The following is a 13,042-nucleotide window of genomic DNA, read 5'->3' on the forward strand; positions in this document are numbered from 1 at the left end:
AGAAAAGAATTTTAAAAAGCAACGTCTTAAAAGATAACCACACCATACTGAGGCAATCAACACCACAATAGATCCAGTGGATAGGCCAAGGGTAGGTCTGGCCAGATATCCGGACATGAAAATGGGGCGTCCTGTTGTCAACGACGGACGCCCCATGATTGTTCCTTAAAAAGACCCCCAAAAGGGGACCTCGCCTGATGATGATCAGACCGACGCCTCGTCTTGATGCCTCTTGCCTCTGAGCAGATTGGCTATGCCGACCACAAGGACGAAGAAGGCTGGCACGAACAGCAGGCCAAGGAAAGTCGCCGTGATCATGCCGCCGAACACTCCGGTACCGATGGCGTGCTGGGTTTCGGCACTGGCACCACTGGACAGCATCAGCGGTACGACGCCAAGCGTGAAGGCGAGCGACGTCATCAGGATCGGTCGCATGCGCAGGCGGGCTGCTTCCGTGACTGAATCCATCAGGCTGCGTCCCTCGTCATGCAGGGCGCGGGCGAACTCCACGATCAGAATGGCGTTCTTGGCCGACAGGCCGATGATGGTGATCAGTCCGACCTTGAAGAACACGTCATTCTCAAGGCCGCGGACATAGACCGACAGCACCGCACCAATCACACCAAGCGGAATGACCAGCAGCACCGAGAACGGGATGGACCAGCTTTCGTAGAGGGCTGCCAGCACAAGAAACACCACCAGCATGGACAATGCCAGAAGCATTGGTGTCTGGGCGTTGGTGTTTTTCTCCTGCAGAGACTGGCCAGTCCACTCTATGCCGAAGCCTTCCGGCAACTGACCGGCAAGCCGTTCCATCTCGGCCATGGCCTCACCGGCAGAAACGCCCGGTGCGGCACTGCCGCTGATGCGTTCGGATGGCAGGCCGTTATAGCGCACCAACTGCAGTGGGCTTTGCTCCCAGATCGGCTTGACGACTTCCGACAGCTCCACCATCGCTCCGGTGGAGCTTGGCAGGTTGAGCTTCAGAACATCTTCGATCTGCATGCGGAAAGGTGCATCAGCCTGTACGGTCACCCGGCGCAACTGCCCCTGATAGCTATAGTCGTTGACATAGTTCGAGCCCATTGCCGACGACAGGGTCGAGGCGATGGAAGCGAACGGCACGCCGAGGAATTCAGCCTTCTGGCGGTCGATCTCAAGCCGGATGCTGGCCCCCTGAGGCAGGCCGTCCGGACGAACGCCTGTCAGCAGCGGGCTTTGGGCTGCCATGCCAAGCAATTGGTTTCTGGCGTTGACCAGCGCTTCATTGCCAAGGCCAGCCCGGTCCTGAAGACGCATGGCAAAGCCGGATGACGTGCCAAGAGACGGGATGGATGGCGGCAGGATGCTGTAGATCTGGCCTTCTGGCGCAGCAAACATCGTCCGGTTTGCCACATTGGCCTCGTCTGATGCCGAAGATTCGCGTTCACTCCAGTCTTTCAGGGTGGTGAAGGACAAGGCCGTGTTGGAGCCCATACCGCTGAAGCTGAAGCCAACCACAGCAAACACGTCCTTTGTTGCCGGACGCGATTTTGCGTGGTTTTCGTACATCTCGACGATTTCCTTGGTTCGTTCCTGGGTCGCTTCCGACGGCAGGCTGTACAGGGTGATGAAGGAGCCCTGATCTTCCACCGGCAGGAACGAGGTCGGCAGCTTGATGAAGCTGTAGCCAAGCCCGGCGACGATTGCCGCATAGAGCACGACCATCACTGCGATCCGGCGGGCAAAAACCGCCACGATCCGCACATAGACATTGGTAATCCCGTCAAGGCCGCGGTTGAACCAGCCGAAGAACCCGCCCTTGGAGGCATGGTGATCCGGATCGATAGGCTTGAGCAGTGTTGCGCAAAGGGCCGGTGTCATCGACAGCGCAAGGAAGGCCGAGAACAGGATCGACACCGCCATTGACATGGTGAACTGACGATAAATCTCGCCCACGGCACCCGATGACATGCCCATGGGAATGAACACGGCGGTCAGTACCAGCGTGATGCCGATAACGGCGCTGGTGATCTGCTTCATGGCCTTGCGTGTTGCTTCCTTGGGCGAAAGGCCCTCGGTGGCCATGATGCGTTCGACGTTTTCGACCACCACGATGGCGTCATCCACGATGATACCAATCGCCAAGACCATGCCGAACATGGTCAGCACGTTGATCGAAAAGCCCGAGACATACATGACGACCAGCGTACCTGCCAGAGCGATCGGGGCGACAATGGCCGGGATGAGGGTGTAACGGATCTTCTGCAGGAACAGCAGCATCACCAGGAACACCAGCACCATGGCCTCGATCAGCGTGTCCACCACCTTCTCGATGGAGATGGCAACAAACGGCGAGGTGTCATAAGGCACCGACCAGCTCATGCCCTTCGGCATCGCCTTGGCAAGGTCTGCCATCCGGTCCTGAACCGCTTGGGATACCCGCATGGCGTTGGCGCCCGGAGCAAGCTGGATGGCCGCAGCAGCAGAAGCCGAACCGTTGATGCGGGAAACGAAGGCATAGGTCTGGGCCCCCACTTCGACGCGGGCAACATCGCCAAGGGTTAGCTTCGAGCCGTCCAGATCGGACTTGAGCACGATGTTCTCGAACTCTTCGGGCGTGCTGAGCTGGCCTTCAACGGTAAGCGGAATGCCCACTCTCTGGCCTTCGACGGTTGGCTCTGCACCAACGCGACCCGGCGAGATCTGGACGTTCTGGGCTGCAATGGCACTGGTCACGTCAGAAACCGACAGGGAATAGGACAACAGTTTGTGCGGGTCGATCCAGACGCGCATCGCCTTCTTGGAAACGAACGACTGCACGCGGCCGACGCCTGCCACACGGTTGAGCGGCTGGATCAGGTTGCGTTCCATATAGTCGCCCAGATCAAGGGCTGTCAGGGTGCCGTCCGGTGAGGTCAGGGCAATGACCATCAGGAAGCCCGACGACGAGGATTCGATCGTCAGGCCCGTACGCTGAACCGCTTCGGGAAGGCGCGGCTCGATCGACTTGATCTTGTTCTGGACGTCGACCTGCGCCAGCTCCGGATCGGTACCGGATTCAAACGTTGCGGTGATGGTGGCCGAACCGGAGGAGTTGGCCGTGGACTCGAAATAAAGCAGATGCTTTACGCCTGACAATTCCGGCTCGATGATGCTGACCACACTGTCGTTGACCACTTCCGGCGAAGCGCCGGGATAGGTGGCGCGGATCGACACGCTTGGCGGCGCAATGTCCGGATAGCGGGTGACCGGCAGCAGCGAAAGGGTCAGCAGCCCTCCGAGCATGATAAAGATCGCGATGACCCATGCAAACACGGGCCTGTCGATGAAGAAACTTGGCATCAGAAATCCCCGTTACTGTTTGGGCTGTTGTCCCGCAGGGGTCGCATGGACCTGATCGCCGTCCTGGCTGACCCGGGTCTGACCACGGATGACAACATTGGCGTTAGGCTCAAGACCCTCGGTAACGACATAGCTCCGGTTGACCAGCTCACCCAGCACCACATCGTGGAAATGGGCCTTGCCTTCCGCGTCGACCACAACCAGACGGGCACCGCCCGTCACATCGCGAATGACCGCTTGCTGCGGAACCAACAGGGCGTTCTCGACGATCTGGCGCGGGACAAGTGCCCGGACGAACATGCCCGGCAGCAGGCTCTGCTCAGGATTGTCCACCAATACACGCATGGTTACGTCGCCGGTCGATGCATCAACACTGAGGTCGGTGAACAGCGGCTTCGCCTTTTGAGGGTAAACCCGGCCGTCAATGCCGAGAATCTCGACGGACGATGCTTCCGGAGCGAGATTGGCCATGTCCTGCATCTTCAGGAGATCAAGGGCCGACCGGCGCAGGTCGATATAGACCTTGTCGATCTGCTGAACGGATGCCAGAGGCTGGCTCTGGTTGGCAGACACCAGTGAGCCTTCACTGACAAGCGCCGCGCCGATGCGCCCCGGGATAGGAGACCGCACCGTGGTGAAATCAAGATTGATCTGTTGCGCGCGCAGGGTTGCCCTGGCAGCGGCGACAGCAGCCAGAGCGCTCTTGGCTTCGGCCTGAGCACTGTCATACGTCTGCTGGCTGGCCGACTCTTTCTCGAACAGTTGCCGGGCACGATCCAGCTTGATATTGGCCAGATCAAGGGCCGCTTCAGCGCTGGTCAGAGAAGCCTGGGCATTTTCCACCTGCGCCTGATAGGTTTCGGCGGCAATCTGGAACAGCGGCTGGCCTTCCTTGACGTCAATACCCTGTTCAAACAGACGTTTCTCAAGAATGCCGCCAACCTGAGGGCGTATGTCAGCAGTGCGGAAGGCTGAAACGCGACCGGGCAGCTCTTCGCTGATGGTGACCGTTTCAGGCTTGATTTCCATAGTCGTCACCATTGCAGGGGGGCGCTGGGCGCCTTGAGCCATGCTGGTGGATGGAGCCAAAGAGAGACCAAATGCAAGGCCCAACGCAACGGCTAGAATATGGTTTCTGGAAGAATGGGGCATGGTACCTTCCACAACTAGAAAAAAAAGAACAAATTCCCACAGGACACAGCCCTGCAGGGCATGAATTGGTGTTGACACAGTAGTAGTCCTGGAATTGGGCAGTTGAGCAATTGTACATATGTCCAAATTGCGCTGGTGTCCAGTTTGATTTTATTCTTATAGCGATTTATTTAACAAATGCCTTGATTCTGTAAACGACAGATCGGGGCAATGTGTCGCTTTGGAAAATAAAGATGTCCTATCTACCGAAAGAGCAAAGACGCTCTGAAATCATTGAGGCGGCCATTGATGTCATTCAGCATCAGGGGCTGGCCGCGGCAACCGTCAGAAATGTGGCAAAGGTCACTGCCTCGTCTCCGGGGCAGATTCACCACCATTTTGACTCCGCCGACGCCTTGCGCGCGGAGGCATTTCTGTGTCTGTGGCAGCGTATGAAGATTGAGTTCCTCAGTCAAATCAAAACGACGTCACCAATCGAGAAACTGATCGCCAATCTTGGTGGCTGCGCGTGCCCAGAGATCAGGGAAGATTTCGCCCGTCTCTACAAGGATCTCATGGAAGCCTCCCGGATGAGCCCGACCATGCAGTCGGTTCTTATCCAGATCGTGAACAACAGCAAGACCAAGCACGCCGAGTTGCTGAGGGCTGCGCAGGAGGCCGGTGAACTGAGCAAGAAAGCGGATGTCGAACAGGTCGCCATGTCGGTTTTGGCGCTGTCCTTCGGGTTCGGTTTCATGAAGGACATCGGTTTCACCACCGTTGATGTGCACGAGATCGTCCGCCAGCAGATCGATCTGGTCAATCGCGCACTCTCCTGACCTGGATGACCTGATCGAACAGCCCTCATCAAGAGCTCCTGGTCAACGGGGAAAGGAGCTCTCGGGGTGCTGGTGCTGCCATACGCCTGCGCCGTCTTCGCGTCGCGACTTTCTCGCCTCAGGCTCTGGACAAGCCATCAGTCGGGTTATACACCTTTTTGGGTTCCCGACCTTTTGCGGACTTTCCGTCTTCAAAATCAGCCCGCTCACCACGAATAACGCCGCAAGGATCGCTTTGGGGTGTTGGTGGCGCGTCCATGTCTCACAAGAACCTGCAAGAGAATACTCTCATGTCCTTCCCGTCCCTACCACACCATACATTTTGCATGATCCGTCATGGGCAGACCACTGCCAACCGCGACTTCATCGTCGCTGGTGAAACCGATGTGCCCCTGTCTGATCTGGGCAGAGAGCAGGCAAGCCGGCTCGCCAGCCTCAAATGGGAGCTGGAGACTGTCCTCTATGTCAGCCCCAAGACCAGAGCACAGGATACCTGCCGTCTGGCCTTCCCTGGTCGCAGTTTCGAAATTCATCAGGATCTGCGTGAACGAAACTGGGGCGAGTTTGAGGGCAAGCTCGTCAGCGAGCTGCCATCCCGCCATGCTGAACCAAGGGACGGTGAAACGTGGGACACACTGGTTGCGCGGGTTCACAATGCAATCACCGAATGCTGCGCCAGAACGTCCTCCAGAACGTCCTCCAGCACGCCCTCGAGCCTGCCCGTCTTCGTCTGCCACGCCGGTGTGATCCGCGCTGTCATGAGCATGGCCGGGGTCGGTGCCGATGCGCCATCCGCCCCCAACGCCACGCCGCTGTTTTTCCGCTGGACCGGTGTGGGCCATGAAATGGTCGAGCGGCTCTAGAGCGCAAAAGGAAATGGCAGCCCTCGGGCTGCCATTGTAATCTGGTATCAATCGTCAAGGAAGTTGCTGTCGCCTCGCGGGTCCTAGGCGAGCGATGCAACAGCTGCTTTGACGCCCTTTTCCCGGAGGGCCTGATAGGCCTCGATCAGGGCCGCCTGCAATGGGGCACTCTTGGCCAGCTCATCAGGGAAAACACCGGATTTCTGCATCAGGCCGCTGACGATGGACTCTGCGCTGTCGCCGCTGGCGAGCACCTTGAGCTTGTCAGCGAGCGGATCCCGCACATCAATCGGCTGACCCTCAAGGTCGGTCCCGCTCACATAGATCATCCAGCCTGCCACCAGCAGGGCCAGCCGCGGGTAGGGCGTGCCAGCCTTGAGGTGATAGACGATGGATTCCAGCGCCCGCTGAGGCAGTTTCTGGCTGCCATCCATGGCAATCTGCCAGGTGCGATGGCGAATGTTGGGGTTGCAATAGCGCCCGATCAGGGCGTCGGCATAGTCGCCAAGATCAACCCCTTCCGGTGCTTCAAGCGTCGGTGCCTGCTCCTTGACCATCAGGTCGTGTGCCGCTTTTTTGTAGGCTGCGTCGCCCATGGTGTCGGCAATGGTCTTATAGCCGCCCAGATAGCCAAGATAGGCAAGGAAGGAGTGCGAACCGTTGAGCATGCGCAGTTTCATGTTCTCATAGGGCAGCACATCCTTGGTGAAGGTCGCTCCGGCCAGATTCCAGTCTGGCCGACCCGAGACAAAATCATCCTCGATGACCCACTGGCGGAACGGTTCGCAGACGATCCCTGCCGGGTCGGCATAGCCAGCGCAAGTGGCCAGAACCTGATGGCTCTCCTCGGTCATGGCTGGCACGATGCGATCAACCATGGTGGAGGGGAAACGGGCTTCACCCTCGATCCATGCGGCAAGCTCCGCGTCCACGGCGCGGGCAAAGTCGAGTACCGCCCGCCGCGTCATGTGGCCGTTGGAAGGCAGGTTGTCGCAGGAGAGGATGGTGAAGGGCTTCTTGCCCTCTGCCTTGCGTCGGGCAAGACCGGCAACCAGCGTTCCGACAACGGTCTTGGGGGCTTGCGGATTGGCCAGATCGGCCTTGACCATCGGGTTCTCGAAGTCAAGTCCGCCGTTGGCGGCCAGTGTATAGCCCTTTTCCGTCACGGTGATCGAGACCAGCTCGATGGCATCCTCGGAAATGGCCGCGATGATGCCCTCAGGTCCCGCATTGGCCATGTGCCGGTGGTCGATCACCGAGCCGACGATCCGGGCGTCCTGGGCCTCTGCGCCATTTTCAACCACGGTGTAGAGATAGCCACGTTCCGCCAGACCGTCGAGCAGGGCGGTTGGGCCCATCAGTTCGATCTCGCGATAGGCCCAGTCGGTTTTGCCCATGCCGATCAACTGATCGGTATAGACGGCCTGATGGGCGCGGTGAAAGGCGCCAAAGCCGATATGGCACATGCGCACGGTGAGCTTGTCCCGGTCATAGGCGGGGCGTTTGACGGTATCCTTGGCTGCACTGAAAATGTTTGAGGTCATGACACAAACTCTTGTGTTGAAAGGCCCGCCAGACAGAAAGCTATCGCTTCAGGGCTGCGGGCCGGAATGAAAGTCGGCGAATGGACAGAAGGCAGGCCGCCGTGAAGGTCAATACGGCGGCCCGATGTTACAAGGCCGGTACGGCTATCCTAGCCGAAGGCCCAGTTGGGCAGGAAGAGCGCCAGATCCGGAACGAACAGCAAAAGCAGCACCAGACACAGGATGGCCAGCATGAACGGCAGACTCTCCTTGATGTATTCATCAACCGGTGTATCCAGCAGGCTGCAGACCGTGAACATGGCCACGCCAACCGGCGGCGTCATCGAACCGAAGGTGACGATTGTCATCATCAGGATGCCGAAGTGGACCGGATCCACCCCGGCGCTCTTGATCACCGGCACGAAGATCGGCGTCAGCAGCAGCACCAGAATGGTGCTCTCGAAGAACAGGCCCGAGATCAGCAGGAAGAGCAGGATGACACCGACCACCAGATGCGGTTCGGACAGGGAGTGGAGCAGGAAGCCTGCAACGCTCTGGGGTACCTGCATGAAGATGATGGCAAAGCCGATCATGCCGCTCATCAGGATGATCAGCATGATCATGCCGATATCGGAAAGGGCGTGGCCAAAGGCCCGCTTGATGGCCTCGAAGGTCATCACACGGTGCGCAAAGCGGCCGATGAGAATGGCGTAGACCACCGCAAAGGCCCCCACTTCCGATGGCGTGAAGATGCCGCCGCGGATCGAGATGATCAGCAGGACCGGGAACAGCAGCGCCCATTTGGCGTCCCATGCTGCCCTGCCCACTTCACCAAAGGTCGGCTTGGAGGCCGCTTCGATGACATAGTTGCGCCGTTTGGCAATGGCATAGGCCGCAACCATCAGGAACAGCATCATCAGAAGCCCCGGGACGACCCCGGCCAGAAACAGCCGGCCAATGGAAACCTGCCCGACATAGCCATAGAGAATGAGGCCGATGGATGGGGGAATGGTTGCCGTGATCAGCGAGGAGAGGGCAATGACCGAGGCGGTATAGCCCTTGGAATAGCCGTTCGAGAGCATCTGCGGGCCAAGAACGCGGGCTTCCATGGCCGCGTCAGCCACCGCCGAGCCGGACACGCCGCCCATCAGCGTGGACAGGAAGATCGACACCATAGCCAGCCCGCCGGACATCCAGCCCAGTGTGGCCTTGGAGAAGCGGAACAGGCGGTCGGTGATGTCGCTTTCATTCATCAGGTGACCGGCGAGCACGAAGAAGGGCACCGCCAGCAATGGGAAGCTCTGGGAGACGGTGGCGATCTTCTGTACGCCGATGGAAATCGGCATGATGTCCGAAGTCAGGAAGAAGACGAAGCCGGAAATGCCAATGGCAAAGGCAACCGGGGCGCCCAGTATCATCAGCACGGCGAAAATGATTGCAATCAATGCCATGGGTCAGTCCTCCATGGTGTTGGCTTGGTCGGCTTCCGGTTCGGAACCGCCGGTGCGTGTGAACACCAGACGCTCCCTTTTGCCGCCGGAGCGCCAGGACAGAGCCATGTTGGAAAGAATGGAAACGGATAGCAGGATCGATCCGACCGGCACCGAAATGGTCACCCAGGCATAGGACAGGCCGGAATCGCCGAACACCCGCTGCCAGTTGAGCATGGTCAGCTTGTAGCCCTCATAGGCCAGCACCAGCAGGAAGGCGATGAACAGCAGTGCCAGCGCGGATTCGATGAGACGGCGCGTAGCAAAGGGGAACAGGCGGACCAGAAAGTCGACACCCAGATGCACCCGCTCGCGCATGGCGCGGGTTGCGCCCAGAAAGCACAGCCAGATGAACAGCATCTGGGCAAGGTCGACCGACCAGATCAGCGGATGGCCAAAGAAGCGCATCACAGCTGCGATGAAGACCAGAAACGTGATGATCGCCAGCAGGATCGCCCCGACGGCATATTCGATTTTTCCCAGAAAGCCCGGCATGACGGCCTCGCTAGTTTGCCCATTCCTCCGGTGGGGGACAGTCGAGAAATGGCGCGGATTGTCGTTGGCATGCGCAGCCTCACTCCGGTCTCGGATAGGCAGGGAATGCGCTTGAGACGGTGGCTGCGACATCAGGTGGTCGCAGGGAACCCCGGCGACCACCTCCGTCGGTCAGACCATTATTCGGCAGCCATGGCGCGCAGCTTGTCGCGCAGGTCGCCGTAGCCAAGATCGTCATAGACCTTTGCCGTTGCTTCCCGGAATGGCGTGACGTCGATTTCGCGAACCTGAACGCCCTTGTCCTTCAGCTCTTTTTCGATGCTGGCAAAGGAATCAAGCGTACCATAGGAGCCAATGTCGCCAGCCTTGAGCGCTTCGTCACGCAGAACCTTCTGCAGGTCTGCTGGCAAGCTGTCGTACCACTCGGCCGAGGTGACCATACCGGTGATCAAGTTGATGTGACCGGTCTTGGTGACATATTTGATCACTTCATCAAGCTTTGCGCCGACGATGGCAGGCAGCTGGGCTTCAGCCGCGTCGATCACGTTGGCAGAGAGAGCGGAGTAGACCTCGCCCCATGGCATCGGGGTCGGGGTTGCTCCCATGGCAGCGATGGTGCCGGTCCAGACCGGGGCACCCGGTGTGCGCATGCGAATGCCGTTGAGATCGGCAGGAACATTGACTTCCTTGTTGGTCAGCAGATGCCGTTCACCCTGCCACCAGTTGAAGGAGAGGATCTGATGGCCCGAAGAGTCATGCAACTTCTTGACCCATTCCTCGAACAGGTCGGACGTTACCACCTTGCGGATGCCTTCGTAGCCGGACGCAAGGAATGGAGCGCCAAGCACACCGAGTTCCTTCTGGAATACGGCCAGACGGCCACCGTCAACAACCACCGCCACCGGAGCACCGGCGCGGGCCTGCTCCAGCACGTCTTCATCAGGGCCCAGTTGCGAGTTCGGGAACAGCTTGACTTCCATGCGGCCGTCCGATGCCTTGGCAACATTCGCCTGAAAGGCCTCAAGACCCTTGTAAATCGGGTCAGTCGTGGCAAGCGCAGTATTGATGCTCAAGGTATAGTCAGCCGCCATGGCAGCGGTTCCGACAAAGCTGGCAATCGCGCCAGCCAATAGGGTCTTGCTAAAAGCCGAAAATGACATCTATTCCTCCCAGTCATTGGCGATGGGGATCAACCGTCCCCGGGTTCAAACAGTTCAGGTTTTTCTTTGGCAATTTGAGGAAGATCCGTGAGGATCCTTCTCAGATGGGACCGCATGGCAGCCTCCGCTGCTGCGGTATCGTGGGCAGCAATCGCCGAGACGATGGCACTGTGCTGCTCCAGCAATTTCGCGGTATTGTGATCCACAAGAGAGAGATAGCGGACGCGGTCCATCTGGGCTTTCTGGCTCTGCACCACGGCCCATGCGCCCGTCTTGCGAGCGGCCTCGGCAAGGGTCTGATGGAACAGTTCGTCCAGCAGGATGAAGGCATCCGGGTCTTCCGTTTCGACCGCCTTCCTCTGATGCTCGATCTGCCTTGCCAGCTCTCTGTCCACCGCCTCGTCATGCTCTTCGGCAACCAGCCGTACAATGTCTGCCTCAATGGCTTCGCGTACGAAGCGGGCATCCATCACGGCATTGGGAGAGATCTTTTTCACAAAGCTGCCGCGGTTGGGCAGGATGTCGAGCAGGCCTTCGTTGGCCAGCTTGATGAAGGCTTCCCTCACGGGCTGGCGGGAAACGGCAAAGGCAGAGGCCCATTCGGCCTCCGACATGCGGCTGCCCGGCGTGAGCTGATTGCGAATGATCTGTTGGCGCAGGATCGCATGAATCTGCGGTGCCACCGGCAAGCGCAGATCTATTTCCCGTTGCTCCAACCCATCAAGCAGTGACATGTGCTATCCTCCAATTGAAAACCACCATACCGGTCTACCACCATACTTGTCAACCGGGATTTCCTGTGCTAATGATCAAGTCATCACACGGCGACGTGGCGCAGTTTGGCAAAGTCTGAAAGTGCGTCCTTGTAGCCGGTTTTGGTCGGCCATGCGCCCCATTTCTCACACCCTTGTGGAGAGGGCCTGTGAAAGAGGCGGCGCCAAAAAGATAAATACGGGAGGCAGCAGATGCGTCAGACATGGCGTTGGTTCGGTCCGCAGGACCGGGTGGGAATTGAAGACATGCTGCAAGCCGGGGTGGAAGGGGTCGTCAGCGCCCTGCATCACATTCCGACAGGCGATGTCTGGAGTCCTGAAGAAATCGCGGCGCGCCAAATGCTTATTGCTCACAAAAAGGACGGCACGCCGTCCGGTCTCGCCTGGGAAGTTGTCGAAAGCCTGCCGGTGTCCGAAGACATCAAGAAGCAGAAGGGCAACTGGCGCACCCATATCGAGAATTACAAGCAAAGCATGCGCAATCTGGCCGCCGCCGGGATCGAGATCATCTGCTACAACTTCATGCCGGTGCTGGACTGGACGCGCACGGATCTGACCTACCGCCTTTCAACCGGCGCGACCTGCATGCGCTTCGATCTCATCGACTTTGCCGCTTTCGACCTGTTCATCCTTGAGCGCAAGGGGGCTCATGAGGACTTCCCCCAGGCGGTGATCGAAGAGGCCCGCGAGCGTTTTGCCCGTCTGGATGAGGCTGGGCGCGAGCTTCTGGCCGGGTCGATCATCTATGGCCTGCCGGGCGACGCTGAAGCGCCGTCGATGGATCGGGTGCGGGCCAATCTCGCCGAATATGACAATATCTCGCAAGACCAGTTACGCACCCATTTCGTTGCTTTCCTTGAAGAAGTGGCTCCCGTCGCCCAGACCCTCGGTCTGCGCCTCTGCTGCCATCCGGATGACCCGCCCTTCGGCCTGCTCGGTCTGCCGCGGATCATGTCCACGGAAGCGGACTACAAATACCTCATGGACGCGGTCGACATCCCTGCCAACGGCATCACCCTGTGCTCGGGCTCGCTGGGCGCCCGCCCGGACAATGATCTGCCCGGCATGATGCAGCGGCTCGGTGATCGGGTGCATTTCCTGCATCTGCGTAACGTGACGCTGGAAAGCGCCGCCATCAAGGGTTCCTTCTACGAGTCGGAGCATCTGGGCGGCAATGTCGACATGGTCGCGCTGATGCGGGCAGCCCTTGACGAGGAAGCCAAACGCAAGGCCGCCGGTCGCGCAGATTGGTCCATCCCGCTGCGCCCGGATCATGGTCTCGACATTCTTGACGACCAGAAGCGCAAGGCGCAGCCGGGCTATCCGGCAATTGGCCGCCTCAAGGGGCTGGCCGAGTTGCGCGGCATCATGACCGCGCTTCAGCACGCCTGACGATTGGCCGGTATCTGGCCCGTAATCAGAAAATGAAAAGCAGACTGAGGCC

The 13,042-nt window shown here is 59.0% G+C and carries 10 protein-coding genes; 3 read left to right on the top strand and 7 right to left on the bottom strand.

The window, feature by feature from the left end; translation table 11 throughout:
* Positions 1-204: 204 nt before the first annotated feature.
* A complete protein-coding gene (locus tag DSL70_RS16320; RefSeq protein ID WP_119309022.1) occupies positions 205-3,324 on the bottom strand; it encodes a multidrug efflux RND transporter permease subunit in 3,120 nt (1,039 codons plus the stop codon).
* 12 nt (positions 3,325-3,336) lie between these two features.
* Complete coding sequence (locus DSL70_RS16325; RefSeq protein ID WP_162916801.1) at positions 3,337-4,353, bottom strand: efflux RND transporter periplasmic adaptor subunit; 1,017 nt, start codon at positions 4,351-4,353, stop codon at positions 3,337-3,339.
* Between the two features lie 356 nt (positions 4,354-4,709).
* On the opposite strand from DSL70_RS16325, the gene DSL70_RS16330 reads away from it, so the two are divergent.
* Together DSL70_RS16330 and DSL70_RS16335 are read left to right on the top strand one after the other, a co-directional pair.
* Entirely contained in the window at positions 4,710-5,294 is a 585-nt protein-coding gene (locus DSL70_RS16330; protein ID WP_119309024.1) for a TetR family transcriptional regulator, read from the top strand.
* A 257-nt stretch (positions 5,295-5,551) separates the two neighbouring features.
* Positions 5,552-6,157 carry a histidine phosphatase family protein gene (locus DSL70_RS16335; RefSeq protein WP_205563299.1) on the top strand — a complete coding sequence of 202 codons (606 nt, stop codon included), beginning with the start codon at positions 5,552-5,554 and terminating at the stop codon, positions 6,155-6,157.
* 83 nt (positions 6,158-6,240) lie between these two features.
* Here the strand turns inward: DSL70_RS16335 and DSL70_RS16340 are convergent, their stop codons facing one another.
* The 5 genes from DSL70_RS16340 to DSL70_RS16360 all read right to left on the bottom strand — a co-directional run bounded on the left by DSL70_RS16340 (position 6,241) and on the right by DSL70_RS16360 (position 11,559).
* A complete protein-coding gene (locus DSL70_RS16340; protein ID WP_119309026.1) occupies positions 6,241-7,701 on the bottom strand; it encodes a mannitol dehydrogenase family protein in 1,461 nt (486 codons plus the stop codon).
* Positions 7,702-7,850: 149 nt separating this feature from the next.
* On the bottom strand, positions 7,851-9,131 hold the full coding sequence (locus DSL70_RS16345; RefSeq protein WP_119309027.1) for a TRAP transporter large permease: 1,281 nt from the start codon (positions 9,129-9,131) through the stop codon (positions 7,851-7,853).
* Positions 9,132-9,134: 3 nt separating this feature from the next.
* A complete protein-coding gene (locus DSL70_RS16350) occupies positions 9,135-9,665 on the bottom strand; it encodes a TRAP transporter small permease (RefSeq protein WP_119309028.1) in 531 nt (176 codons plus the stop codon).
* Positions 9,666-9,844: 179 nt separating this feature from the next.
* A complete protein-coding gene (locus DSL70_RS16355; protein WP_119309029.1) occupies positions 9,845-10,825 on the bottom strand; it encodes a C4-dicarboxylate TRAP transporter substrate-binding protein in 981 nt (326 codons plus the stop codon).
* A 29-nt stretch (positions 10,826-10,854) separates the two neighbouring features.
* Entirely contained in the window at positions 10,855-11,559 is a 705-nt protein-coding gene (locus DSL70_RS16360) for a GntR family transcriptional regulator (protein WP_119309030.1), read from the bottom strand.
* A 231-nt stretch (positions 11,560-11,790) separates the two neighbouring features.
* Here DSL70_RS16360 and uxuA point away from each other — a divergent pair, with 231 nt between their 5' ends.
* Entirely contained in the window at positions 11,791-12,990 is a 1,200-nt protein-coding gene (gene uxuA / locus DSL70_RS16365) for a mannonate dehydratase (protein ID WP_119309031.1), read from the top strand.
* The last annotated feature ends 52 nt before the right edge of the window (positions 12,991-13,042 follow it).

This window comes from Cohaesibacter haloalkalitolerans (genome assembly GCF_003574655.1).
GTDB classification, from domain to species: domain Bacteria; phylum Pseudomonadota; class Alphaproteobacteria; order Rhizobiales; family Cohaesibacteraceae; genus Cohaesibacter; species Cohaesibacter haloalkalitolerans.